We start from the raw sequence: 25,194 nt of genomic DNA, 5'->3' as shown, positions 1-25,194 counted from the left end.
ACTAATCATTTGATGATGAAATAAATCATGGCTTAATGATAGGCCAGTTCTTTTTCGCTTAGACCCAGTGTCTGCGATGTAGCGGTATGAATCTCTTGAAGAAGCTCCGGATGATCCATAAGGGACAAACCATAAGAAGGGATCATCTCTTTGATTTTCGGCTCCCAAGCGTTCATCTGCTGCGGGAAGCATCTATTCAGTACTTCCAACATGACATGAACGGCTGTCGAAGCACCCGGCGAAGCGCCGAGCAGCGCAGCGATGGAGCCATCCGCGGCACTCACCACTTCTGTACCGAACTGAAGAGTTCCTCGGCCAGCCTCGGTGTCTTTAATCACCTGCACACGCTGACCCGCCACCACGATGTCCCAATCTTCGCTTTTGGCGTTCGGAATAAATTCGCGCAATTCTTCCATACGCTTTTCGTTCGATAACAGCACCTGCTGAATCAGGTATTTGGTCAGAGCCATCTCTTTAACACCCGCTGCCAGCATGGTGAGGACGTTATTCGGTTTGACGGAACCGATCAAGTCAAAATTTGAACCTGTTTTCAAGAACTTTGGCGAGAAGCCGGCAAACGGTCCAAACAGCAATGTCTTTTGGCCCTCAATATATCTCGTATCCAGATGAGGTACAGACATGGGAGGTGCCCCAACCTTCGCCTTGCCGTATACTTTGGCATGGTGCTGCGCCGCCACTTCCGGTTTGTTGCACACCATGAAAAGCCCGCTAACCGGAAATCCTCCAATACGCTTCGACTCCGGAATACCAGTTTTCTGCAGCAGAGGCAAGCTTCCGCCACCCGCTCCGATAAACACGAACTTGGCAGTATGATATTCGGTCTGACCGCCCTCGATATCATGTACTTTCAGCTTCCACAAGCCGTCGCTGGTCCGTTTAATATCTTTGATACGATGCTTATAGTTGATCTCCACGTTTTGGCTTTTTAAATGATCAAACAGCATACGTGTTAAAGCGCCGAAGTTGACATCCGTTCCGGAGTCGATTTTGGTTGCCGCGATCGGTTCACCCGATGTGCGGCCCTCCATAATGAGCGGAATCCATTCCTTCAGTTTTTCAGGATCATCGGAAAACTCCATCCCTTGAAACAAGGGGTTATTGGACAGCGCTTCAAAACGCTTTTTCAAAAACGCTACATTTTTTTCCCCCTGCACTAAACTCATATGAGGTATAGGCATAATAAAATCCTCTGGATTACGAATCAGGTTGCTCTTCACCAGATAAGACCAAAACTGTCTCGAAAGCTGAAATTGTTCATTAATTTTGATCGCTTTGCTGATATCGATCGATCCGTCCGGTTTTTCCGATGTATAGTTTAACTCGCACAGTGCAGCATGGCCCGTGCCAGCATTATTCCATTCATTAGAACTTTCTTCCCCTGGCTTTGCGAGCTTCTCAAACACTTTGATTTCCCATTCCGGTGCTAACGCTTTCAGTAGTGATCCCAAAGTTGCGCTCATGACTCCGGCACCAATTAAAATAACGTCCGTCTTTTTCTCTGTGCTGCTCATAATTACCCTCCTTATCCCCCGTATTTTGCAAAAAAATAATAGGCTTTCTTGCTCATATCTATTTAATTCTAACTATATCATAGTCTATCAGCATGATGTACCGAATAAAAAAAGTTCTATCACCCGATAAGTATAAACGATTAGTATCCACTGCAAAAGTGAGAATTCCGCCCAATATCCCCTGGTTCACAGCAACCAAGGCCATAGCTAAATTGGGCAGCGCTCTAACAGCTATGCAATCCTGCCTGTCCCGATCCTGACTTCGATCCCCATGCTTGGGGGGCTTGTACGATTCAACTGTCGGTTGAATTTCCCCCCTCCTAGATTCAACGAATAGATGCTACATTTCCCAGATTTCTTCTTCTATAATGATGTTACCAGAGTCCAAAGGAGGCACGAAGCGTTGAGCTACAGTAAAAAAATATCAGAGCAAATTAGCAGGCTTAGGAGACAGAGAGGCATGACCCAAGAGCAGCTTGCCCATCGATTGGGTGTTAGCTATCAGGCAGTCAGCAAATGGGAGAATGAGCAATCTTGTCCAGAAATCACATTGCTGCCTTTGCTGTCCGATGTGTTCCAGGTCTCGATCGATGAGTTATTCGGAAAAAAAGGGAACGGGGATATAAGAAAGGGATTGATCGCTGAATATTTGTTTGAGGGAGACGCTCAAGACAGCAGCGGTAAGGATCACCACGGCACTGTATTCGGCGCGGTACCATGCGTGGACCGTTTTGGTAACCGGGACAGCGCATATTCTTTTGACGGGAACGATGATTATATCGTCATTGACCCAGCACCGCCGTTAAATCCCGAGGCATTTTCGTTATCCATTTGGTGCTGCTACGATCAAGGTGCCAAACTAGAAGGCTGGAACAGTGCCATTGTTTCGCAGGACGGACATTTTAAAAATCGGGTTTTTCAACTGAGTACCTTGGATCATCAAATGACTTTCCATCGATTCTTAAACGACCCCGACTTATATATTCCGTCTTCATTGCAAAAGGAGTACTGGTACCACATCGCAGTAACCTACAGTAATCACCTTTTTAAACTTTATCAAAACGGGATACTCATTCATGAATGTCAGGGAACTTTGACGCCTTGTCTCGAGGAACCGATATTTATCGGCAGAAAAGCAACTGACGAACCGTATTTCTTTTTCAAAGGGAAGATTGACGACTTCAGAATATATGACCGCGCATTAGAGCTGGATGAAGTGAATGCGTTATATGTTGAGAACGGCTGGGTTCCTGCAGAGCCGGTAGTTCCGGCGGCCGTAACGGATAGCGCAATGGATGCTCCTGTCTTGGACAGCGTCGCCAATGTTCAATTACAGTTTCCAAGGAAAGACATCAAGTCTGCTGCGCAGTGGTACATCCATCATCTTGGCTTTAAGCTGCATATGGAGCATCCCGATGAATTCTACATGCTGACCTTATTTAACGGTCCAAACCTATACCTGCACAGCAGTTTGACCGATCATGCCATTAAGGAATCATTTCCTCATTTTGTATACCGAACGAAACGGCCCGTAGAACAGCTGAAAGCGCACTTGATCGCTGCGGGCGCTTTAGATGTCCAGGTAAGAAATGAGGGATTTGCCCATTTCATATGTTTTGAAGATCCCTTCGGGAAAAGCTGGATGGTCAAGCGGGAAAAACGATAGTTGTCCTGTGGGTTAATATCGAGAAATCAAGCAGATAAAGATTAGAACCTCCGACGATGAATTCGCGGGGGTTCTAATCTTTTTCATTATTGTATGCCCATCCCGCAGGGAATGCGGATTAGAAGAAAGCGAACACGGCTCCCTTTACAAAAAGTTAAAATGTAAACCCATAGTCAAAACTAATATGGTTAGTTATTATATAAACATGATTAGTTAATAATTAATAATTCATATTAAAGGAGTGTCTATGATGAAAAATGAGATAACATCATCCTTCTTACGATTTGCGTCCATTGCTCTAGCGGTTTCAGGAATCCTCTTTGTCTTCTATCCTTCACTTCGTCCGTTTTCTAATGCAACTTCTTTTTCAGGAGCCGCTGCATTCGCTTCAACAGAATGGATCATCTCACACGTAATGGCGATCGTCGCCTTCGTGCTATTGACCATCGGGCTGCTTGGTCTATACCTCACTGTACAAAATACAATGGTAGAAAAGCTGGGGCTGTACAGTCTTGTATTCACTCTAGTCGGCACAGGGCTCACTCTGCCTTTTTACGGCGTTGAAGTTTTCGGCCTGTATGTCATTGGACAGGAAACGATCCAACAACATCATCTCGAACTCATGGATCTCGCTCAACCTCTTCGATTCGGTCTGGGTTTCCCCTTCATCGTAGCAGGGTTGATCATCGTCGCTGGCGGTTCCGTGCTGACAGCCATAGCGATTTGGAAATCCCGACTGCTGCCAAAATGGAGCGGTATTCCTTTTGCATTCGGGTTCCTCATGTACCTGCCTCAGTTTTTGGGAACTCAACCGATCCGAGTCGCTCATGGGGTGACGATTGCGATGGGGTGCATTTGGATCGCAGCAGGGATTTGGCGGCTAAACAGACAGCGATATCTTAAGATTGACAGTAAGAAAGAGCGCATCCCCCATTGAAGGGTGATGCGCTCATGGACTGATTCAATCTAAAGCTGTCCTTCTTCAGACTCCTGACCCTCTGCTAAGCTCCAATCATCGTCATATTCGTTCACATAAGTTGAATCCGCAGGATCCTCATTCGTCAGTTCATTGATGGCTTTAAATTGTACTTGTCCATCTTCTGTAATCGTCATTTCAAATACGATCCAGTAGATCTCACTGCCTGTTCCCGTTGGAACTTCATAGACCGCACTCGGTGCATCCACAGCTCCGCGGTATACTTCTATCTTCGCGAGCGAAGCCCGGAGTGTACTTTCGCCAGCCCAGTGATGAACATAGAAGGTATACGTTCCGTACACATCTTGACGAACCGTCGTTGTCTCCGGTCCATAAGAAGTAACGTCGTCCAAATCCAGATCAACGATCAGCTGACCGTCTGAGTTGTATTGTTTATTAGCGAACCAAGTGTGGAAATGTCCGCCTTCCCTTGCAGGTCCAATTAAATGGGAGTCCAAATCTCTCGGGTCTCTGTCCCAAGTCAATACAATCCTTGTTTCATTCGCATCGGGAACCAGAATGGCTGTTTGATTCTCCCCTACATTAAATACATTGACGGCAGAAACACCGATCAAATAACTCGTAATATACGGTGTCCCTTCACCGCCCAGTTCTCCAGTGTAGATCCCTGGCTTCAAGTAAATCATGTATTCCCCGTAAGCATCGGTTGTTACAGTAGCTTCAATCGGCCCTTCTGTTGCATTGAGGCCCTTACGGAATTTAATTTCTAATCCAGGCACAGGTTCTCCAGCCACATTGACAATCGTCCCGCCGAAACCTGTTAACTGAATCGCATCGCTTTGGCTTCCTATAAACTGATTTGCAGCATTGGCACTAGATTCAACCGTAATATAGAGCGTAGAGCCATAGTAATCATTTAAAGATACCGGATCAAACGTAAACTGGCCGCCCGCATATCGCAGATTACTCAGCTCTATATTTTGACCGTTTAAAGTTGCCGTAACCTTAAAGTCCGAATAAATGGCATCCGTAACCGAACCACTGAAGTTCACATCAATCGTACCGTTGGTTACCTCAATCGCCGAGATGGTTGGGGTCTCCAACTGGTAAACCGCAACCGTTACAGGAACATCTACAGAGAACTGACCGTAATCGGCTGTGACCGTCGTGCTTCCGTTATTTACAGCTCGTACAAGACCGCTGCTCGTCACTACAGCAACGCTTGCATCAGAGGTGCTCCACTGAGCTAAGGAAGTAACGTCTTTCGTTCCGGAGGACTTCAATCCAGTAAGAATGATCTGACGTCCAGCGTCCGGTGCAGTTAAGGTTACCTGTTCTGGAGAATACACTACATCCGTTACAGAAGGATCTGCTGCAAATACGGGACGAGTGGCAAGATCGGCGAAATCTACACCGTCAACGTTCACTTCTGCATTCGCAATCGTTCCATTTCCCGCAAAAGACGTCATCGCGTCCACAATAAGTCTTCTAATATTGGAGCCATGCCCCAGATTAAAGGTGGAGTTTAGAGCTTCCGCCAATACATTCAATTGAGCGATGGTGGAGCCTTGGCCAATGTTAACGGCTACTTGCTGCGCCCGTACATGGATGGACGTAAATGATCCATTCAACGTAATATTCGAATTCCGAGGAATGGCATTGTCCAGGTTCACAGGGCCAATTTGACCTACCCCATTCGTGGTTTCAATGATGGCACCAGATTGCAAGGTGATTTGCTGAACATTGGTACCGTCTTCCAACACAAGACGGATACTTCCGTCGTTCTTGTTTACAATTACGGTTGCAAGAATAGAATTGGCGACATGAATACTGTTCGGTCCGCCGCCTTCCACCGTCGTTGTTCCCGTTACAGTCACTTGATCAAGAATAACATCCCCATCCGCAATCTCTTCAGCAATTAAGAGATTACCCGTGATCGTGGTATTCTTCAAAGTGACATCCTGGGCAAGAATGTGCACATCTCCGGTGACATTGCCTAAAGTATACGTTCCAGGCTCCGTAATCTCATGAGCCGCTGTATTTTCATCTTCTTCATCGTCACCGTCTTTGATAATAATGAAGCCGCCTGTACTGCTGCCCGCATCGCTCTCGCCGTTATCAGCGTCCAGATTTGCTACAGCTTCCTCATACACGGCTCTATTCACAACAAATTCATAAGCCAGCCTTGCTAAGGCTTGACGATCCGCGTTCCCATCTGGGTTAAAGCTAAAGGTTCCATCTCCATTGTCCACGCCTTGAATAAATCCAATTTTGAATGCAAAGGACACCGCAGCTGCCGCCCAATCCGAGACTTCATCCATATCTGTTAGAGTTTCATCTAATTCAGCTGCCTTGGCAGTTTCCTCCCATCCGAAAGCTCTAATGAATAGAACAGCCAGTTCCTCACGAGATACGAATTTATTCGGCGAGAAGGTTGTAGCAGAAGTACCGTACGTGATACCGGACTTTACCAATGCACCTACATAGCCTGCGTACCAAGCATCGCTAGGCACATCCGTAAATACCTCCGAACTAGCGGTATCGGGTTCAAGTTCTAACGACTTCACTAGAACCACGGCTAAATCTGCACGAGTAAGTGAACCTTTAGGATTGAACTTACCATCATAACCTGAAATAATACCGAGATCCGCTAACGCTTGAATCTCTTGTTTCGCGTAAGATTGATCAATATCAGAGAATGTAACTTCATTCGCCGCTTCTGTTTCCCCAGCAGCAAGCACGCTTGTCGAGAAAATAGAAAGGATCATGGCAACGACAAGTAATGCAGAAATTTTCTTATACACGTGTCTAGACAGCAATATAAATTCCCCCATGTAAATTATGTACTTTTGTTCAAAAAACACAGCGACAACGTTATGAATATAGTTGTGTCTTTGGACACCCCTCCTCTCGGGACTATTATACAAATATTTTCCTTGTCGAAGTAGTCATTTTTTTACAGTATATTGAATAAAAAGCATGAAAAAAGTCATGGTATTCGCTGCATTTTACAAAAGGAACCCCAATTTACTACAGTTCTAAGACTCCGTATCTCAAAATCGCGATTGAGCAAATCGAAAAACCTTTAGCTTAATGCAGGATATTGCAGGGGATTGGAAGAATAGATTAGCGAATTCAACGATGAGGTCGGTCATCATTCTCCCGAAGTTCGACTCGATGCAGGAGGAATATGCGATGCAAAGCGGAAAGTCCGCCTTATGGCGCTCCTATTTGAGCCGGCTTGGGCTGGATGTCATGGTTACGGAATACACCAAGGTGCCGGTCACATGGAAGGAACTCGATTTCATTCCGGACTACAATCGTCTCTACTTTATCACCGAAGGAGAAGGTTACATCAAAGTAGGCGATACAGAGTATTATCCAGGTCCAGGCTCACTCGTTCTCATGCCCACAGGTAATTGTCCGCCACCGGTGGCACTCATGAATGGAAGCTTTGACGAGCCGGAGGGACCTGGTACCTATGATAACTCGGTAGCAGGCGGCGGTTATTACTATGCAGACACGGTTCCGGGATGGGAAACGACTGATTTCACCCGTACACCAAGAGGGATAATTCAAATCATGGACCCTGCCCGACCGAGCACTATACCACCAAATACTCCGGATCGCGACAATCTTACGAGTAGATTTGCAGAATTAAATGCTGATACAAATAGTATGTTATATCACGAATTACCAACCGTACCAGGGCAGACGATTTATTGGCGCTTAGACCATAGAGGATACAATGGTGTGGATACGATGAGTGTTAATATAGGACCGGTTACGGCCGATCCATTCAATACCACACCAGAAATAAAGAGAATTTCAACTGGGACCACATGGGAAACTTATTCAGGAAGTTATACGGTTCCAGCAGGCCAAACAGTGACGCGTTTTGGATTCAAAGCAATTAGTACATCTAATGACGCTTTGGCTTTCGGTAATTACCTTGATAACATTTTCCTAGGAACCGAACCATGCGTTGTCGCAGATAAATCGGTTTCGCCTGAGGGAGAAGTGTTCGAAGGCGATGAACTCACTTATGAAGTCAAGGTTAAAAATGAAGGTGGCGACATTGCGGCAGATGCCGTCTTTGAAGACGTCATTCCAGAAGGTACGGAATATATTCCGGGCTCGATGAAAATCGTAAGCGGTCCGAATGCCGGGGCGTTAACCGATGCAGACGATCAAGATGCAGGACATTTTGACGGACAAAAGGTAATCATCAGGCTCGGTGATTTGCCGAACACGACTATTTCACCTGACGGCATTACCGTACAATTCAAAGTCAAAGCATTATCAAGCCATGCAGCAGATTCTATCGCCAATAAAGCGACCATTGGCTACAAAAACTTACTGACGAATGAAGATGAGACGATCGAGTCCAATGAAGTGACAACATCGGTCGAGTATAGAGCACCGAAAATCGAATCTGTCAAAACCGCAGCTATACTAGAAAAAGCGACAGGCAACACGGATGATGGGCATCCAGAAGTAGGCGACACGCTGCTGTATACGATTCAAGCACGGAATACGGTCGCAGACAGCCGGATTGAGAATCTCCTCATCTCCGACGTGATTCCAGAGGGCTTAAAGTACGTTCCTGGAACGCTGACAGTGAACGGCAAATCCGTCACTGATACCGTGGGAGACGACGAAGGTCATTATGCGGATGGACAAGTCGTTGGCGAGTTTGGTCATGTGACGGATACCGATTGGCATACCGTGACGTTCCAGGTGAAAATCATGCCTGGACAAGCGAGCAAAGACATCCGCAATGTCGCTGTGGTGGATGGCGATAATATCACCACACCGAGCGAGCCGGATCAAATCGTGGAGGTGTATCCACGGATAGCTTCTCTAGAGTCGAACAAGTCGGCTGATCTGCTTGCGAAAGCGGACGGCAACACCGACGCGGCTCATCCAGAAGTCGGGGATACGCTGCTCTACACGATTCAAGCGCGTAATACAGTTTCAGATAGTGTCGTAACCAACTTTACGATCACGGACGATATTCCGGAAGGGTTGGAATACGTACCGGGTACGCTGACGGTGGACGCTGCACCGATGAGCGACGGTCAAGACGGAGATTCAGGTCATTACGCAGATGGACAAGTCTTTGGCAGGTTCGGCAACGTAACGGATACCGCATGGCGTACGGTGACGTTCCAGGCAACAGTACTGCCGGGACAAGCGGGCAAGGACATCCGCAATGTGGCTGTGGTGAAAGGTGATAATGTAACCACACCGAGCAATCCAGAGGAGACTGTGGAGGTTTATCCGCGCGGAGCGTCCCTAGAGTCGGATAAATCGGCTTCGCTGCTTGCGAAAGCAGACGGGAACACCGATGCGGGTCATGCAGAAGTCGGGGATACGCTGCTGTACACGGTCCAAGCGCGGAATACGATCGCAGACAGCTTGATCACCAACCTTACGATCACCGACGAAATTCCAGCAGGGCTGGAATACGTGCCGGGCACGCTGACGGTGGATGGTGCATCGGTAAGTGACGGCAAAGACGGAGATCGAGGTCATTACACAGACGGGAAAGTCGTTGGCGAGTTCGGCGATGTGACCGATACCGAGTGGCATACGATAACGTTCCAAGCGAAAGTAGCGCCGGGGCAAGCCGGCAAAGACATTCGCAACGTCGCTGTGGTGGATGGCGATAATGTCACCACACCGAGCGAGCCGGAGGAGCTTGTAGAGGTCTATCCGCGCGGAGCAGTGCTGGAGTCAAGCAAAACAGCAACCCTCTTGGCGAAAGCGGACGGCAACACCGACGCAGGTAACCCGGAAGTCGGAGATACGCTGCTCTATACGATTCAAACGCGCAATACGCTTACAGACAGCTTAGTGACCAACCTTACGATCACAGACGATATTCCAGCAGGTCTGGAATACGTGCCGGGCACGCTGACGGTGGATAGTGCATCGGTTAGCGACGGGCAAGACGGAGATCAAGGCCATTACACAGATGGTAAAGTGTTTGCCCAATTCGGTGACGTAACGGATACGCAGTGGCATACCGTGACGTTCCAGGTGAAGATTTTGCCGGGACAAGCGGGCAAAGACATCATCAACATCGCGAAGGCAGACGGAGATAATGTCGATTCCCCGAGCAGACCGAGAGAAAAAGTGCTCGTATATCCACGCCATCCGGTATTGGAATCCGAGAAGTTTGCCGTTCATTTGGAAGCAGGCAAAACCAAGTTCGAGGTCGGGGATATCGTAGTTTATACGATTCGCACCAGAACGGTAGTCAATGACACGTATTTAGAAAACCTGACAATCACAGACGTGCTGCCGGCAGGATTGGAATTCGTTCCAGGCAGCTTGAAGGTAGATAACATATTCGTCACGGATGAAGTAGGAGACGATGCGGGCCACTCGGTAACCGGAGTCGTATACGGTTCCTTCGGCAACGTCACAGATATGGAATGGCATACGCTGGAGTTCCAGGCTATTATTCAATCCGGACAAGGCGGACAGATCATCCCGAACACGGCATCTATCGTCGGCGATAACCTTGGTGAGCCAAGCGAGCCGACAGAGAAGATTGCCGTAGAAGTGGAACCGCCGCCGGTACAACCGCCAACAGAGCCTCCGGTGGAACCGCCGGTAGAACCAGAGCCGCCTGTGGTATACCCGCCGGTCATTTACCCACCGGTTGATCCGCCATCTCCGGTTCTTGAGTCCGAGAAATCGACCATCGATCTGAACGGAGACAGCGTTCGAGTCGGCGACACGATCGAGTATACGATTCGTGTACGGAACACGGTGGAGAACAGCCGAGTTACGAACCTGGAGATCGCGGATGTATTGCCGGCAGGACTGGAATATGTGGCGAACAGCTTGAAGATGGATGGGCAGCCGGTCACAGACGCCGAGGACGGCGATAACGGCCAGTACACTAACGGTATCGTTACAGGTAAGTTTGGCACAGTAACCGATGCAGACTGGCATACCGTGGTATTCCAGGCGAAAGTGAAAGCGGGTCAAGAAGGCCGTACGATCGAAAACATCGGTCAAGTGACCGCGGACAACATCGGTGAACCGAGCACGCCGTCAGTAACGATCATCATCGAGAATGAGCCTGATGCCGAGCCGCCAACCGAAGATCCCGGCGAGGGCACGACCCCAACCGAACCTGGAGACGATCCAACTCCAGCGGAGCCCGGAACGGATTCGACTCCAAACGAATCCGAATCGACAGGTGATTCTACTGTAACACCGCCGGGACCATTAGATGAGTCTTCTGGCGACAAGCTGCCGAATACAGCTACGAATATGTACAGCCTTGCGCTTTTCGGAATAATCATTTTATTATCCGGATGGTTTTTACGTAGAAAAAGCAGGGTATCCTAGATTTATCTCAACAAGAAGAAAACACTTTTCAGAATGAAAGGTGTTTTTCTTCTTCCTAAACTCAACATGTCGGGGAGTGAGTATTCTGCGCAGAAAAATAGGAACGATCATGATGGGCATTGGCCTTGTCTGCGTGCTGTTTGCCCTTTTCCAATATACTGAACACCGAGTCAAGTTGAACAATGCACTGGCCCAAGCAGAAAAGATCATCGAGAACAAAGCCGAGGAGCGTCTGATACTCGATCAGCCATTGAATACACCTAAGACCACCCCCGCTCCCCCTATGGTTCGAGAACAGTTTGACCCTAACGAGAATGATGTCATAGGACTGCTGGAAATACCCAAGATCGAAGCAGAATTACCTATTATAGAAGGTACAGATGAAGAGATGCTGGAAAAAGGGGTCGGGCATTATTCCGCTAGCGTGTTTCCGTCGGATGGTGAACAAATATTGTTATCCGGCCACCGCGATACGGTTTTCCGGAAATTTGGCGAACTCGCTATTGGTGACCGCATCATCGTTAAAATGCCGTATGGGACTTTTGAATATGAAATTAAGAGTACAGAAATTGTAGATAAAGACGATACTTCCGTCATACGCCCGATGGGAGAAGAAGTTCTCGTTGTGTCCACTTGTTACCCTTTTCGTTATATAGGAGATGCCCCCGAGCGGTATGTTGTGTATGCCTACCCGGTACAAACCATCCAACCGCTGTAATCAAAAACCAGATGGAACGTTTCTACTTCCACCTGGTTTTTGATTAAGTTACACTTTCATACAATGAAACCTGCATATAAAATCCATCCACCCCCATATTTTTCGTATTGCAGTCCGTATCTTTTGCTGTGAATAGATCCTCTATATAAACATTCCTTGAATGGACATATTAAACCTGATTCCTAGAAAAATACGGAGTGAGGACATGACGACGCTGGAAAAAACGCATTTAACCGCAACCGAAATGGGAAAGTTATGGGCAACTCACGTTTCAAATACAATGGCAACGTGTGTTATTAGCCACTTTCTTAAACATGTGGACGACCCGGAAATCAAAAAAATCGTGGAATATGCTTCTGGTTTATGCGGAGAGATTATTCAGGATATTGAAACGATATTTCAACAGGCGGATTTCCCCATTCCAGTGGGATTTACAGATCAAGACGTGAACTTAGAAGCGCCTAGGCTGTTTGAGGATGAGTTTTATCTTCATTATTTGCAATACTCCGGTAAAGCAGGAATGAGTATTTATAGCGTAGCCGTTCCTTTGGTGACAAGAAAAGATATACGCGATTTTTTTATTCGCCGTCTTTATGATACGGCCAAATTAGCCGCCATGGTCAATGACGCCTTAATCCAAAAAGGGGCATTAATGAATGCGCCCGTTATTCAGCCGCCAACGGGAGTTCACTTTGTTGAAAATTAAAGCTTTTTGAATGGTTTTTTCGGAGAGGTCAGACCACTGCACGGATTAGAAATTGCTCATCTCACAGGTAACATTCATAACGATATCACAAGCAAGGCACTGATCATTGGCTTTAGTCAAGGAGCCAGACTTGAAAAGGTAAGAAAGTTTTTAGAACGTGGAAAGCATATCAATCAAAAGCACATTGACAGCTTTTCCGACAAGTTAAATAAAGACAACCTGCCTTCTCCTTCACTCATAGACCATCTGGTCACGGCATCTACCGTCCCTCCATACTCCGATAAACTGATGGTATTTCATAAAGTTGACATGTTCTCTATGAAGGTAAGGGAGTACGCCAATGGCGCATCACTTAATGGCAGAAGAGACGTCGGGGCGTTATTTGCAAAATGCCAAATGGATGTTGCCCTATACGTAGAAGATGGGGCGAATATCATGATAGAGCAGGGATGGATGGAGCGGCCGCCAGAAGCTGTAGACCGAGATAAATTGTAAATTGAATAGGTAACCATGTGGTTCACTGAATGCGATCCATCAAAGGTCATCTTAGGATGACTCTCCCCTCCCCTACAATATCGTAATTGGACGTGTTATACCTCCACTTATGTCCCCGGTTACACCAACAACCTCATATGGATTGCCCCAATGATACCTCATATTTTTTTCTATAATACGCCATCCTAATACAAGGACAGAGCTATATCAAAACCCTCTCTCATCCATCATTATCATATTCCGTATTTTGTTTTCGCCAATGTACCTGAAGGGAGATCCGTTGATGAAACTATTTCAAGTAAGAAAAGGACAATTTGTTTATTTTAACAATGAATTATACAAGGTATACGGGGTAAAACCGATGATGAAACTATCGGTCCACCTGATCCGACTTCGGGATTTAACACAGCATTTAACCAAATCTGCAAACGTAGAAAAGTATAAACCGAAGGAACGTGACAGCTTTATCTTCAATCATAAGGTCTATACGCTTAGCCTGAATCGGAGAGCTGAAGTAGGTGACATGATATTCATTCATAATCCCATCCCTGATTCCTTGGATACCTATTCATTGAATGATATAGAACTGGTTGAAGAAGTGGATAAATACGGAGTTGTCACAAGTAATTCTCACGGAATAAAGCATAATGAATATATGTTAATGATACCCGGCCGCGCTCATGACAGCCATCCGATTGATTTTCAAAATCCCGATCACGCTGCAGTTGAGAATCTAGAGGACACGGAATCCCACATCCATCTGTCTAACGACGAATTATTGCCAAAGTTAGGGGACGTCTATAAACAAAAGGACAGTGATCATGTATTCGAAGCTATGGTGGTTGCCATACAGGGCCAAACCGTTTACCTCGGAGGCCATTTAGAAGTGCCGCAGTATGAGTTAATGGACACGGATAAGTGGGAATTTCTTTACAACCTCCTTGATATATAAGGGTCTCCTTTTCAACTAACCAACTACACGACTTGGAGGCTCCTATGGATCGAGTTAAACGCAAAGAAAATACCGTTTTTGTTTTTTCCTTTCAAACGGCGAAATAGGCGCTCACACCCGAGCGCCTTCATTCGCTGTCACCTTTTTTTAAACTCACAACTTCAACGGTTATCCACTGCTGCCACTACTCCACACTTTTTAATGATTCAATCATATGGATGCCAGATACTTTTCTCCTAAGCATGAAGTTCGATACAATCGTAAGCAGGAATGCAAAGATCACGGACATGATGATGATGGGCACATTTATTTGATCTGGAATTTGTTGATGCGTACTAGACAATGCCTTGACAATGAGCTCAAAGAAATACCCGCTGATCGGTAATGCCACAATGACTGCTATTGTCGTTAGGATGATATTCTCCACGAAGATCAGTCTGTTGATTTTGTTTTTCTGATAGCCTAATACCTTCAGCGTCGCAAGCTCGCGATTCCTCTCATACACGTTGATGGAAGAGATTGTATAGATCGCGCCAAAAGATAAGATGACGGCACTTACAATAAACATAATGAAGACAAAGCTGTTTTGCTTCACAATATATTGGGCCGTCTCCTTTAGATCCTCTTGATCTGTCATCCTATCCACATGCGGATCTTGTTCAAAGAAACGACGAATGTCTTGGGCAGCTGCAGAGCTGTCTGCTTGAACTAAAAGCGAGGTGGGACGATGCTCAATACCAAAGCTCTGTATATAGTCCGGCGTAACATAAAATGACGGATTCGAATACTGTGTCGTGATGTCCAAAACCTTCATATCCACCGTTTTATGCTTCAGCTCCGGTGCGGTGAACTTGATTTGGATCGTATCTCCTTCAGCAATCTTGTATATGTCGGCATAAGACTTCGGTACCAACACGCCGCCGTCTTCCAAGGGAATCCTGGTTTCTTGTTCATCAACATAGTGAATGAGATTATTTTCACGTTCCGTAACGACTAAGGTGGCATTTTCGTGTTCTTCACCTTTGATCAATTCAATTGGATGTTGGGCTAAGAAATGACTATGCTGAATGCCCGAGGGCAGCTCGATCTGTTCAACCGTTGTCCCCGGCGAATAATCGACTCTTAAGTCGTATTGGTAAACCTCTTCAGCTTGACCCGCTACTTGGAGCAAGGAAGATTGTGTACCAAAAGCAGTAATTAATAGCACCGTACTTACCACCACGCCAATGGAGCTCGCTAACGCCTTTTGTTTATTTAACAACAGGTTTCTAATGATGAGTTTGTAGCTATAAGGAAGACGCCTCCATATCCCTGGAACTTTTTCGATCCACAGCTTTTTCATCGCCTTGGGCGGTTTGGGGCGCATCGCTTGAGCTGCATGTTCCTTTAATATGGCTCTGCCGCTGAAGTAACAAGCCAACATTCCAAATGCACTGGAGAACAGAATCGGAGGTATGACGGAATAATAGGAAAGCGAGAATGTAATACCCGGCAGCGAGTAGGATCTTGCACTCGATTCCGTTACGAAAGGAATAAATACAAGACCCGCTATGACGCAACCAACGATGGAACCGATGATACCTACCAGCACAGGGAATCCCATATAATGAAGCATGATCGTTCTATTTTTCACGCCCAATGCTTTCATGATCCCTACTTGCTTTCTTTGAGAATCGATCATCCTCGACATGGCGAGAAATAAAATAATCGCTTCGATGACAAAGAGGACGAAGGGGATCACCTTACTCATCAAGTTATTATTATAAATCGTTTCTTGGATTTTAGAATAACTGAATGTCCGTTCTTTGCTCATTTGGCTTACATAAGCAAGCTGCTCCTGCTTGGACTGCTCTTCAATGGAACGACCTAACTCGTCCACATCATATCCGTCCATGGCATCAATCAGAATTTCATTATAGATGAAGCCGTCTGCGATTTCGGGAATGGCCTTTTCCGACATATAGGCTACCCCATAGGCTTTATGGTCTTGCGTTTCGTTCTTTTTCGCATATTCCGCATTCTCACTCAAGCCGCTAATGGTGAACGTATAGTTTTTTTCATTCGTACTTATGATGACCTGATCACCGACTTGGATTTGATGTTCTGCTGCGTAATGGGAATCTACGATGATCTCATCCTTGGCTTGCGGAATCCTGCCCTCCATCATTGCAGGGGTATTGATTTCATTTTGCTTGGGGATCGAATGGATTTTTAGCGTTGCTTTGTCCCCTTCAAAGGCTTGCGTAGCATCAAAGGTATAGCGTCCTTCGATCTTCTCGATTCCTTCGATCTCGCTTAAACGAGCCACATCATGTTCAGAAATTTGATCGTAATATACATATAAGTCGCTTAAGTTATGTTTGCGAAAATATTCCTCCGAATAAGTGTCAAGGTGATCGCTGTACGCAACCAAACCCGCATAGAAGAAAGCCCCTACGGCGATGATCAGAACAAAAGAGATAAACTGTCCTAGAGATTGTTTCATATCCCTTACAAGCTTGAGGAATAATTTCATATCACCATTCAATCCCTTCGACAGCTTGTTTTTCACGATTCGTCGTCACGCTCTCGATCGTTCCACTCTTCACCTTGATCACTTTATCCGCCATCGGAGCAATAGCCGAATTATGTGTGACCAATACGACGCACTTCTTCGTATCCTTGTTCAAATCTTGAAGAAGCTTCAAGACGGCCTTCCCTGTCACATAATCCAATGCACCGGTTGGCTCATCACATAGCAAGAGCAGAGGATTTTTGGCAACGGCTCTCGCGATCGCCACTCGCTGCTGCTCTCCACCAGAGAGCTGAGATGGGAAGTTCTTCAACCGATTCGTTAATCCCACTTTGCGTAGAATATCTTTTGGATTCAGATGGTTTTTACATACCTCTGTGGCAAACTCAACGTTCTCGAGTGCATTTAAATTCGGAATTAAGTTGTAAAACTGAAAGACAAAACCTACCTTTTCGCCGCGATAAGATGTTAACTGTTTATCGTTCAGCCTCGTTATTTCTTGATCCCCCACAAACACTTGACCGGAGGTTGCCGTATCCATACCGCCAAGAATGTTCAATATCGTACTTTTACCGGCGCCACTAGCGCCTAAAATAACGACGAACTCCCCTTCCGATATGGTAAAATCAACCCCATCCAGCGCCTTAATGGGCACTTCTCCTATCTTGTATTGTTTCGTTACGTTTTTGAACTCGATTAACGCTCCCATTTCTAACATCCTCTCGGATCATATTGGTTGAAGCTTGATTCAGTTGGCCTTGTAATCCTGCGAAATCGTTTCGCCTTTTCCCTCTCCACCCCTCAAATACCAATATCTGTTTATGATTCGTCAATTTGATTATACGAAGGCAGAAATAGCGGAACAACCTGCTGCAGACCAATCTGCAACCGGACCTCGAGACGGAGTAAAAACGGGCAGCAGCCTTATATCGTTAAAAGGAGTGTTATAACGCCGTCAATCAGGTACAACTAAAGGATCTAGAAGGGAATCATACGGTTCTGCACTTATTTTGGAAAGGAATTGGTTCTACCCCGCCGAATTGTCTATTATATCTGAGTACGATGCTCTCCATGGCAATGGATTTTCATTAAAAGTCGGCGTCCAGAAAGAGGGGACTTATGAACTTTAGACGGTTTTACAAGAACCTGCTTATTAAAAACAAAATATTTTTCTTTACGATCATCATTATGTTAGTCGTTTCAAGTATTAGCATAACGGCTGTTCATTTTGCCACCCAATTGTATGAGAAAATAATCTATGACGAGGCGTCACAGGTTCTCACCTTGTCATCGACCTCCATTGATAACGAGCTCAAGCGCATCGAGAAGCTTACTTTTACGATCATGAGCGATGCGACCATACAGCAAAATTTAAGTATCATTCGTCATGAAGATACCACCGAATTCGATGTATACAAGGTCAAGGATGTGCTGATGGAGCGGCTGTTGTTCCTGTCTCAGCAGGATCGGTTCATTTCTTCTATCCAAATCATAGATTCCAGAGGCAATCAGCATTCCGTTTCCTTAACCAATAAGAATATCAATATGGCGTCCTTTGCTGAAGATCCTGCCGTGGCAGCGGCTGGTGCGAATATTTGGATGCCTTCAACCGAAAAAAACGTGCTGATCACCGCTCGAACGATACGGGAGACACGCAACTTAAATTTAAACCAACTTGGCCTATTGATTGTCTATATTGATATGAATCGTCTCGTCGATCAAACTCTAGATTTATCCGAGAATAAGATGTTTATGATTGAACACGACGGCCAAATGCTGCTGACATCCAATCCCAAGCTTTCCTCCGCGCTGATCCATAAAAATTTTCCTGATCGCCTCGGTTACCAAATTGCAACACTTCAAGGCGATACATATTTCATCACCCATTTAACCTCAAGATATCAATCTTTCACTTACTATAACGTCATTTCGTATGAGCATACGTTTAATCAGTCGCGATTAATAGGCTATGGCTTGATCGCATTATATGGCCTCTTATTTTTGTTAGCGCTTTCCTTTGGGCGATGGGCGGCCAACACCATCAGCCGACCGCTAGAGCTGCTCATTCAAAAAATGAAGCAGGTCCAGCTCGGACATATCGATCCCAAGGAATTGTTTCAGGTCGAGTCCATCAATATGGATGAAACCGGACAAATCAACCGTCATTTTCGCTTGATGCTGCAAACCATCAATGAGCTCATTCGTGAAAATTATTCGAAACAGTTAGCCATTAAGGAATCAGAGTATAAAGCGATTCAAGCTCAAATCAATCCTCACTTTCTATACAACACCTTGGAGTCCATTAACTGGATGGCCAAGGTCAACAAGCAGAAGGACATATCCATGATGGTAGAAGCCTTGGGTAACCTGTTGCGGGGAATTATTAGCAACAAGGCACCGCTCATCACCATCGACGAGGAAATTCATCTGATCGAGCATTATATTACCATTCAACAGATGCGGTTTGGGGAGCGTCTAGCGTATTCAAGCTCCGATTTAAGTGAATTCTTGTCATTCCAAACACCTAAGCTGACCATTCAGCCCATCATTGAAAATGCGATTCACCACGGACTCGAGATGATATCCGGGGTATGCAAAATTCGTTTGGACATTCAAGCGAAAGATCATTTTCTGCTGATTACGGTGACGGATAACGGTCCCGGCATCGATGATGCGACCCTTGGCGCCATCCATCAAGGGGTCGTAAAGTCAAAAGGAACCGGCATTGGGCTGAAAAGCATTCACGAACGCATACGGCTTCTATTTGGCGATGCATACGGCCTGCACATTGAAAGTGTGTTAGGTCATGGCACAACGGTACGAATCCAAATTCCATACTGCGAGGGAGAGGAAAGCAAACATGTACAAGGTCTTATTGGTTGATGATGAACGCATCATTCTGGAGGGCATTGCGAACGTGATTGAGTGGGAAGCTCATGGCACCACACTTGCAGGGAAAGCCGTAGACGGCAAGGAAGCCTTTGAGTTCATCAGGCAATCACCACCCGACATCGTGATTACGGATATTCGCATGCCCGAAATGAACGGGATTGAGCTGATCGAACGTACGATGGAGCTCTATCCCCAGACGATCTTCATCATTTTGTCGGGTCACGAGGAATTCTCATGGGCTCAAAACGCGATGAAGCACGGGGTGCGCCATTATTTGCTTAAGCCCTGCAATGAAAAGCAAATCATGGACGTCATCGAAGAAGCCGTGTCTGAATTAAGGGAGCGGGCAAGGCGTGAACACTTTATCCTAGAAAACAAGGAGAGCCTCTCCAAAGTACTGCCTCAAATTAAGGAGCAATTTCTGAAGGAAGCATTAACCAATAAAACCTATGGCCCAAGAGAATGGGATTACTACGGAGAACTGTTTCAGCTGGATATGCACCTGCTCACGCTGCGTTTACTCCTGTTCGAAATCGAAGGAGAACATGAATTTGAGCATTTGTTCGCTCTGCACAATATCACCTTAGAGCTGTCTCAGAAATCGGGTGTGAACGTGTATTTGAATACGACATTAAGTGAACGGCTGGTACTGCTGGTAGAGGATGGCCCGCTGGAGAAGTTTCTAGACATGTTCAGGTCCATTAAGAGGATATACCAGCAGTATTACCGATTGGATGTAACCGTGGCGGTCAGCAGTTCAGGCTCGATGAAGCAGATGAGACAGATGTACCATGAAACGCTGGAGTGTTTATCGTATCGGTTCTATTTAGGTGAAGGGAGCGTCATTACACCTAGCGATGTCCTCATATCTAAGCCGCTTGAGGAGGAAATCACGGTGGATCACGATAGGCTCGCCTTAGCCGTTCGCAGCGGCAATCAGGAGGAGACCTCACGTATCGTGAATGAAACGATCGGCAAGCTGAAGTCATCCAAAGCCGACGTTAGTATGGTGCAATCTTATGTGATCGAGCTGTTTCTCATTATCGTCCGCCAAGCACCTCAAAACCTGTTAGATGAAAACCTACGGAAATTATTTTACTCTAATGCTTCTTATGCCACCTTGGATCAAGCCGAAAAATTTATTTTACAAACCGCCCAGCAGATTACCCAAATCTTTTTTGATTCTAATTTGCAGTCGCAGAGCCGTATCGTTCGGCAGGTCATTCAGTATGTGGAGGAACATATACAGGATGAGAGCCTGTCGCTTTCGAAGCTGGCCCACGAAATATTTTATTTGAACGTGGACTATTTAGGGAAATTGTTCCGAAAAGAAACGGGAGAGAAATTTTCAAATTACTTAGTGCAAGTCCGGATGGAGAAAGCCAAACAATTCATCGAAAGTTCTGAGCATTGCAAAATGCAGGATGTTGCGGCTAAAGTCGGATATGGCACGAATCCGCAATATTTTAGTCAGGTTTTTAAACGTTACACGGGTTTTACACCCTCGGAATTTAAACGACTATCGGTTCGCCAAGACTTCAACCACTGATTTTTGTTAAAAGGTCGGAAAAATAAACATCCAGATCGCTCAAAGTATAAGCTTGGCCCAAAACAAACATCGAATTATTGAACGAATAAGTGCGGAATCTTCTATTTTGGGATTTGCTTCTCTGGAATACGATTAAAGTGCAGAGCAAAATGAATAAAATTTCCAAGTGGGAGGTCGTGTTACAGATGCAGCACATGAAAAAGCTTTTTTCTGTCGTCCTGGTTGTTGTCCTGGCATTCAGCTTGGCGGCATGTGCGGGAAACTCAAACAATGGAAATAATACGGACCCAGGCAATTCGTCAGCCAATGAACCAAGCAACAATACGGGTAATGCAACAACGAACAATGATGCAGGGGATGGCAGTGATCAGGAAGAAGTCACGATTCGTCTCTTGTGGTGGGGATCGCAGACCCGGCATGATTTAACGCTGGAAGCCATCAAGCTGTATGAAGAAAATAACCCGCATGTTACAATCGAACCCGAATTTACTGGCTGGAGCGGATATTGGGAGAAGCTCGCCGCCATGGTTGCCGGTAATAATATGCCGGACGTATTCGCGATTACGGTAGGAGAATACTTATCGCAGTATGCGGGCAAAAATTTATTAGCCGATTTTGGTCCGTTTGTAGACAGCGGTCTGATTGATTTAAGCAACACCAGTGAAAGCTTAATTCAATCCGGTGAAGTAAACGGCACATTGTATGGTATACCGCTTGGAATGAATGCGCTTACAGTTATTTATGATGAACAAATGATCAAGGATGCAGGTGCGACACCGCCTTCTAACGATTGGACCTGGGAGGATTGGAAATCTATTGCGGAGGATGTGCATGGCAGCACTGGCCAGTACGGTACTCAAGCTTTAGATGTAGCCAACATGTTTACTTATTATGCGCGCCAGCATGATCAGAAGCTGTACAATCCGGAGGGAACCGGTTTAGGCCATGATGACCAAACCTTAGCCGACTTCTTCTCCATGGTATTGGAGCAGCAGGAAAAAGGAACCTACCCGACTCTTGATGTGGTGCTGCAGCACGAAGCGGTTGAAGATCAATTGATCATTCACAAGAAAGCGCCGTTCGACTTTAGATGGTCTAATCAAGTCATTGCTTTGACGAATGCAGCACAACGACCGCTGAAGCTGGACCCGCTTCCAGGACCAGATCATGATAAGGGCGCGTATTTAAACCCATCCATGTTCTTTAGCATCAGCGAATCTTCCAAAGTGAAAGAAGAAGCCGCTAAATTCATTAACTGGTGGACCAACGATATCGAGGCCAATAAGATCCTTAACGGGGAGCGCGGCGTTCCGATTTCATCCGTGGTCCGTGATGCGTTAATGCCGAATCTCGATGAGACGAACCAAATGGTGTATGAATACATTAACTATGTGTCCGAGCACAGCAGCCCCATCGATACCGTTGTGCCTCCAGGTGCAGCCGAAATTGAGAGCGCCCTCTCTGAGGTGCACGAACAAGTCATGTATAAACAGCTTACACCCGAGGAAGGCGCAGCTGAATATAGAAAACGCGCAGAAGAAATCATTGAGAGAAATTCTTAATTGAGATGAACCATCCGGCCCTAATGTTTAGGTTTGACCCAACCTTAGGGCCGATTTCATTCTAAACTGATAGAAAGCGATGGATGTGCGATGGCAAATGAAATGATCAATCAGCCGATCACCAAAGATAGGTCACTGTCATTTCGAAAAAAGCCAATGAAAAAATTAAATGGTAAGGATAATCTCGCAGGCTATCTGTTTATCCTGCCCTTTCTGATCGGCTTTTTCGGACTGACGATCTTCCCCATGGCGATGTCGCTGTATCTCTCTTTTACAGATTACGATATGCTGGGGACACCTCGTTGGATCGGTTTTGACAACTATCAGCGGATGTTTGACGACATGAAGTTTATACAGTCCGTGAAAGTCACGTTGTTCTATGTCATTACGGCCGTTCCTTTTCGTTTAGTCTTTGCCCTTGCCGTAGCGATGCTGCTCGCAAAGGTCGTCCTCATGAAAGGAATGTACCGTACATTATTATACCTGCCTTCCGTTATTGGCGGCAGCGTGGCCATCTCCATCATGTGGCGCCAGCTGTTCGGCAATGAAGGAGCCATCAATTCGATTTTGGGTGCATTAGGTATGCCGACACCTTCCTGGCTGGGCGACCCGAACTATGCCATATGGACCTTGATTCTGCTCTATGGTTGGCAGTTTGGTTCTTCGATGCTCATTTTTTTAGCGGGTTTGAAGAACATTCCTGCGATCTACTATGAAGCGGCTGAAGTCGATGGCGCGAATGCATGGTATCGTTTTAGCAGAATTACGATTCCACTGCTGACGCCGATTATTTTATTCAACGTGGTCATGCAGACGATTCAAGGCTTCATGGCGTTTACGCCAAGCTACATTATTTTTGAGGATGGCCGTCCACTAAACTCAACGCTGCTCTATGTCCTCTATTTGTTCCAGCGAGCCTTTACCTTCTTTGACATGGGCTATGCCTCTGCGATGGCGTGGATATTGCTCCTCGTCATCGGAATATTAACTGCATTGATTTTCAAGAGTTCTTCATACTGGGTTCATTATGAATCAGAGGGAGATAAGTAAGATGAGATGGAATACGAAATTAAATCGAACCATTGTGCAGCAGGTGGTATTAATCCTGTTAACTTTCGCTATGCTTTATCCACTGCTTTGGATGATAGCGGGCTCATTTAAAAGCAATGCAACCATCTTTACGACAGCCCATTCCTTAATTCCGAATCAATTCAATTTTGAGAGCTATCGTCTGGGTTGGAAGGGCTTTGGCAATATCACATTTGGTACATTTTTTATGAATTCAACCGTGATTACGGTGGCTTCAACGATCGGAAGTGTCCTGTCTTCGACTTTGATTGCCTATGGATTTGCACGGATCAAGTTCACCGGCAAGAAGCTCTGGTTTGTCTGTATGATGCTGACGATGATGCTGCCCTTTGAAGTCATAATGGTACCGCAGTATATTATGTTCAACTGGTTTGGCTGGATCAACACGTACTGGCCGCTGATTTTGCCAACCTTTTTCGGCACACCGTTTTTCATCTTTTTGATTATTCAATTCATCCGTACCATTCCTAACGAAATTGATGAAGCTGCCAAAATCGACGGATGCTCCAAATTCATGATTTTTTGGCGTATCATTATGCCTTTGATCGTGCCCGCGATGATGACCAGTGCGATCTTTTCATTCTATTGGCGTTGGGACGACTTTATGGGGCCCCTGCTGTATCTGAATAAGCCGGATCTGTATCCCGTATCTCTAGGACTCCGTATGTTCTCAGATCCCGATGCGGTTACCAATTGGAATTCGCTATTCGCGATGTCTACGTTAAGTATCATTCCGGTATTCATTATCTTCTTTATGTTCCAACGTTACATTGTGGAGGGGATTAGCACAAGCGGTTTGAAGCAATGAGAAGATGAGAATTCCCCTGCTGTACAAATCATATTGTAAAAAATTTACAACGGTGTGAGCGGTTTATAGGGTCCTGCGTCCCGTATTGAGTTATAATTCATCATAGCGTATTCATACAAAGGGGGACATTCCAGGTGGCTGATAAGACGTTAAGGACTTGCAAGAACGGTCACACATACTATAAAAGCGCTGATTGCCCGACATGCCCTACTTGCGAGGCAGAAAGAGTTCCCGAAAGCGACTTTCTCTCTAGAATCAGTGCGCCTGCACGAAGAGCTTGTAACCGCTAAACTAGAATCAACGGATTCCGCTAAATAAGAATGAACAAAACTTACCATACCCTTCCTATTAAGATATCATAGAACTGGTAATTCTAGCATCAGGGGGAAGCGGTATGAGGAAAGA

Annotated in this window: 16 protein-coding genes; 12 read left to right on the top strand and 4 right to left on the bottom strand. The window is 45.8% G+C overall.

Annotated features, from left to right (window positions below):
* Positions 1 to 32: 32 nt before the first annotated feature.
* The gene (locus ACFPXP_RS13040; protein ID WP_379894696.1) at positions 33 to 1,547 is read right to left on the bottom strand and encodes a malate:quinone oxidoreductase; all 1,515 of its coding nucleotides are present in this window, start codon (positions 1,545 to 1,547) and stop codon (positions 33 to 35) included.
* Positions 1,548 to 1,935: 388 nt separating this feature from the next.
* Here ACFPXP_RS13040 and ACFPXP_RS13035 point away from each other — a divergent pair, with 388 nt between their 5' ends.
* The gene (locus tag ACFPXP_RS13035) at positions 1,936 to 3,198 is read left to right on the top strand and encodes a LamG-like jellyroll fold domain-containing protein (RefSeq protein WP_379894690.1); all 1,263 of its coding nucleotides are present in this window, start codon (positions 1,936 to 1,938) and stop codon (positions 3,196 to 3,198) included.
* A gap of 247 nt (positions 3,199 to 3,445) precedes the next feature.
* Complete coding sequence (locus ACFPXP_RS13030; RefSeq protein ID WP_379894689.1) at positions 3,446 to 4,135, top strand: hypothetical protein; 690 nt, start codon at positions 3,446 to 3,448, stop codon at positions 4,133 to 4,135.
* Between the two features lie 29 nt (positions 4,136 to 4,164).
* Here ACFPXP_RS13030 and ACFPXP_RS13025 read toward each other — a convergent pair whose 3' ends face one another.
* Entirely contained in the window at positions 4,165 to 6,954 is a 2,790-nt protein-coding gene (locus tag ACFPXP_RS13025) for an S-layer homology domain-containing protein (RefSeq protein ID WP_379894688.1), read from the bottom strand.
* A 376-nt stretch (positions 6,955 to 7,330) separates the two neighbouring features.
* Here ACFPXP_RS13025 and ACFPXP_RS13020 point away from each other — a divergent pair, with 376 nt between their 5' ends.
* The 5 genes from ACFPXP_RS13020 (at position 7,331) to ACFPXP_RS13000 (ending at position 14,377) form a co-directional block, all read left to right on the top strand.
* Positions 7,331 to 11,506: an isopeptide-forming domain-containing fimbrial protein gene (locus ACFPXP_RS13020; protein ID WP_379894687.1), complete on the top strand. Its 4,176-nt coding sequence runs from the start codon at positions 7,331 to 7,333 to the stop codon at positions 11,504 to 11,506.
* Between the two features lie 109 nt (positions 11,507 to 11,615).
* A complete protein-coding gene (locus tag ACFPXP_RS13015) occupies positions 11,616 to 12,224 on the top strand; it encodes a class D sortase (RefSeq protein WP_379894686.1) in 609 nt (202 codons plus the stop codon).
* Between the two features lie 205 nt (positions 12,225 to 12,429).
* Positions 12,430 to 12,930 carry a DUF3231 family protein gene (locus tag ACFPXP_RS13010; protein WP_379894685.1) on the top strand — a complete coding sequence of 167 codons (501 nt, stop codon included), beginning with the start codon at positions 12,430 to 12,432 and terminating at the stop codon, positions 12,928 to 12,930.
* Between the two features lie 6 nt (positions 12,931 to 12,936).
* A complete protein-coding gene (locus ACFPXP_RS13005; protein WP_379894684.1) occupies positions 12,937 to 13,425 on the top strand; it encodes a DUF3231 family protein in 489 nt (162 codons plus the stop codon).
* Between the two features lie 283 nt (positions 13,426 to 13,708).
* Positions 13,709 to 14,377 carry a hypothetical protein gene (locus ACFPXP_RS13000; RefSeq protein WP_379894683.1) on the top strand — a complete coding sequence of 223 codons (669 nt, stop codon included), beginning with the start codon at positions 13,709 to 13,711 and terminating at the stop codon, positions 14,375 to 14,377.
* 184 nt (positions 14,378 to 14,561) lie between these two features.
* On the opposite strand, the gene ACFPXP_RS12995 is transcribed toward ACFPXP_RS13000, so the two are convergent.
* Positions 14,562 to 16,892, bottom strand: a complete 2,331-nt coding sequence (locus ACFPXP_RS12995) for an ABC transporter permease (protein ID WP_379894695.1) — start codon at positions 16,890 to 16,892, stop codon at positions 14,562 to 14,564.
* 1 nt (position 16,893) lies between these two features.
* Complete coding sequence (locus ACFPXP_RS12990) at positions 16,894 to 17,598, bottom strand: ABC transporter ATP-binding protein (RefSeq protein WP_379894682.1); 705 nt, start codon at positions 17,596 to 17,598, stop codon at positions 16,894 to 16,896.
* 410 nt (positions 17,599 to 18,008) lie between these two features.
* On the opposite strand from ACFPXP_RS12990, the gene ACFPXP_RS12985 reads away from it, so the two are divergent.
* The 5 genes from ACFPXP_RS12985 (at position 18,009) to ACFPXP_RS12965 (ending at position 24,789) form a co-directional block, all read left to right on the top strand.
* A complete protein-coding gene (locus ACFPXP_RS12985) occupies positions 18,009 to 19,772 on the top strand; it encodes a sensor histidine kinase (RefSeq protein ID WP_379894681.1) in 1,764 nt (587 codons plus the stop codon).
* Entirely contained in the window at positions 19,750 to 21,330 is a 1,581-nt protein-coding gene (locus tag ACFPXP_RS12980; RefSeq protein ID WP_379894680.1) for a response regulator transcription factor, read from the top strand. Before ACFPXP_RS12985 ends, ACFPXP_RS12980 begins: the two co-directional genes overlap by 23 nt.
* A gap of 185 nt (positions 21,331 to 21,515) precedes the next feature.
* Positions 21,516 to 22,892, top strand: coding sequence for an ABC transporter substrate-binding protein (locus ACFPXP_RS12975; protein ID WP_379894679.1), 1,377 nt, complete (start codon positions 21,516 to 21,518; stop codon positions 22,890 to 22,892).
* A 156-nt stretch (positions 22,893 to 23,048) separates the two neighbouring features.
* Positions 23,049 to 23,942, top strand: coding sequence for a carbohydrate ABC transporter permease (locus ACFPXP_RS12970; RefSeq protein WP_379894678.1), 894 nt, complete (start codon positions 23,049 to 23,051; stop codon positions 23,940 to 23,942).
* A gap of 1 nt (position 23,943) precedes the next feature.
* On the top strand, positions 23,944 to 24,789 hold the full coding sequence (locus tag ACFPXP_RS12965; RefSeq protein ID WP_379894677.1) for a carbohydrate ABC transporter permease: 846 nt from the start codon (positions 23,944 to 23,946) through the stop codon (positions 24,787 to 24,789).
* The last annotated feature ends 405 nt before the right edge of the window (positions 24,790 to 25,194 follow it).

This window comes from Marinicrinis lubricantis (genome assembly GCF_042658665.1).
In the GTDB taxonomy this organism is placed as follows: Bacteria; Bacillota; Bacilli; order Paenibacillales; family KCTC-33676; genus Marinicrinis; species Marinicrinis lubricantis.
This window is presented reverse-complemented; position numbering and strand designations above follow the sequence as displayed.

What these genes read in the sequence shown, in the direction of transcription:
- ACFPXP_RS13030 (WP_379894689.1), top strand. Translation starts at nt 3,446, where the DNA reads ATGATGAAAAATGAGATAACATCATCCTTCTTACGATTTGCGTCCATT.
- ACFPXP_RS13020 (WP_379894687.1), top strand. Translation starts at nt 7,331, where the DNA reads ATGCAAAGCGGAAAGTCCGCCTTATGGCGCTCCTATTTGAGCCGGCTT.
- ACFPXP_RS13015 (WP_379894686.1), top strand. Translation starts at nt 11,616, where the DNA reads ATGATGGGCATTGGCCTTGTCTGCGTGCTGTTTGCCCTTTTCCAATAT.
- ACFPXP_RS13010 (WP_379894685.1), top strand. Translation starts at nt 12,430, where the DNA reads ATGACGACGCTGGAAAAAACGCATTTAACCGCAACCGAAATGGGAAAG.
- ACFPXP_RS13000 (WP_379894683.1), top strand. Translation starts at nt 13,709, where the DNA reads ATGAAACTATTTCAAGTAAGAAAAGGACAATTTGTTTATTTTAACAAT.
- ACFPXP_RS12995 (WP_379894695.1), bottom strand. Translation starts at nt 16,892, where the DNA reads ATGAAATTATTCCTCAAGCTTGTAAGGGATATGAAACAATCTCTAGGA.
- ACFPXP_RS12990 (WP_379894682.1), bottom strand. Translation starts at nt 17,598, where the DNA reads ATGGGAGCGTTAATCGAGTTCAAAAACGTAACGAAACAATACAAGATA.
- ACFPXP_RS12985 (WP_379894681.1), top strand. Translation starts at nt 18,009, where the DNA reads ATGAACTTTAGACGGTTTTACAAGAACCTGCTTATTAAAAACAAAATA.
- ACFPXP_RS12980 (WP_379894680.1), top strand. Translation starts at nt 19,750, where the DNA reads ATGTACAAGGTCTTATTGGTTGATGATGAACGCATCATTCTGGAGGGC.
- ACFPXP_RS12975 (WP_379894679.1), top strand. Translation starts at nt 21,516, where the DNA reads ATGCAGCACATGAAAAAGCTTTTTTCTGTCGTCCTGGTTGTTGTCCTG.
- ACFPXP_RS12970 (WP_379894678.1), top strand. Translation starts at nt 23,049, where the DNA reads ATGAAAAAATTAAATGGTAAGGATAATCTCGCAGGCTATCTGTTTATC.
- ACFPXP_RS12965 (WP_379894677.1), top strand. Translation starts at nt 23,944, where the DNA reads ATGAGATGGAATACGAAATTAAATCGAACCATTGTGCAGCAGGTGGTA.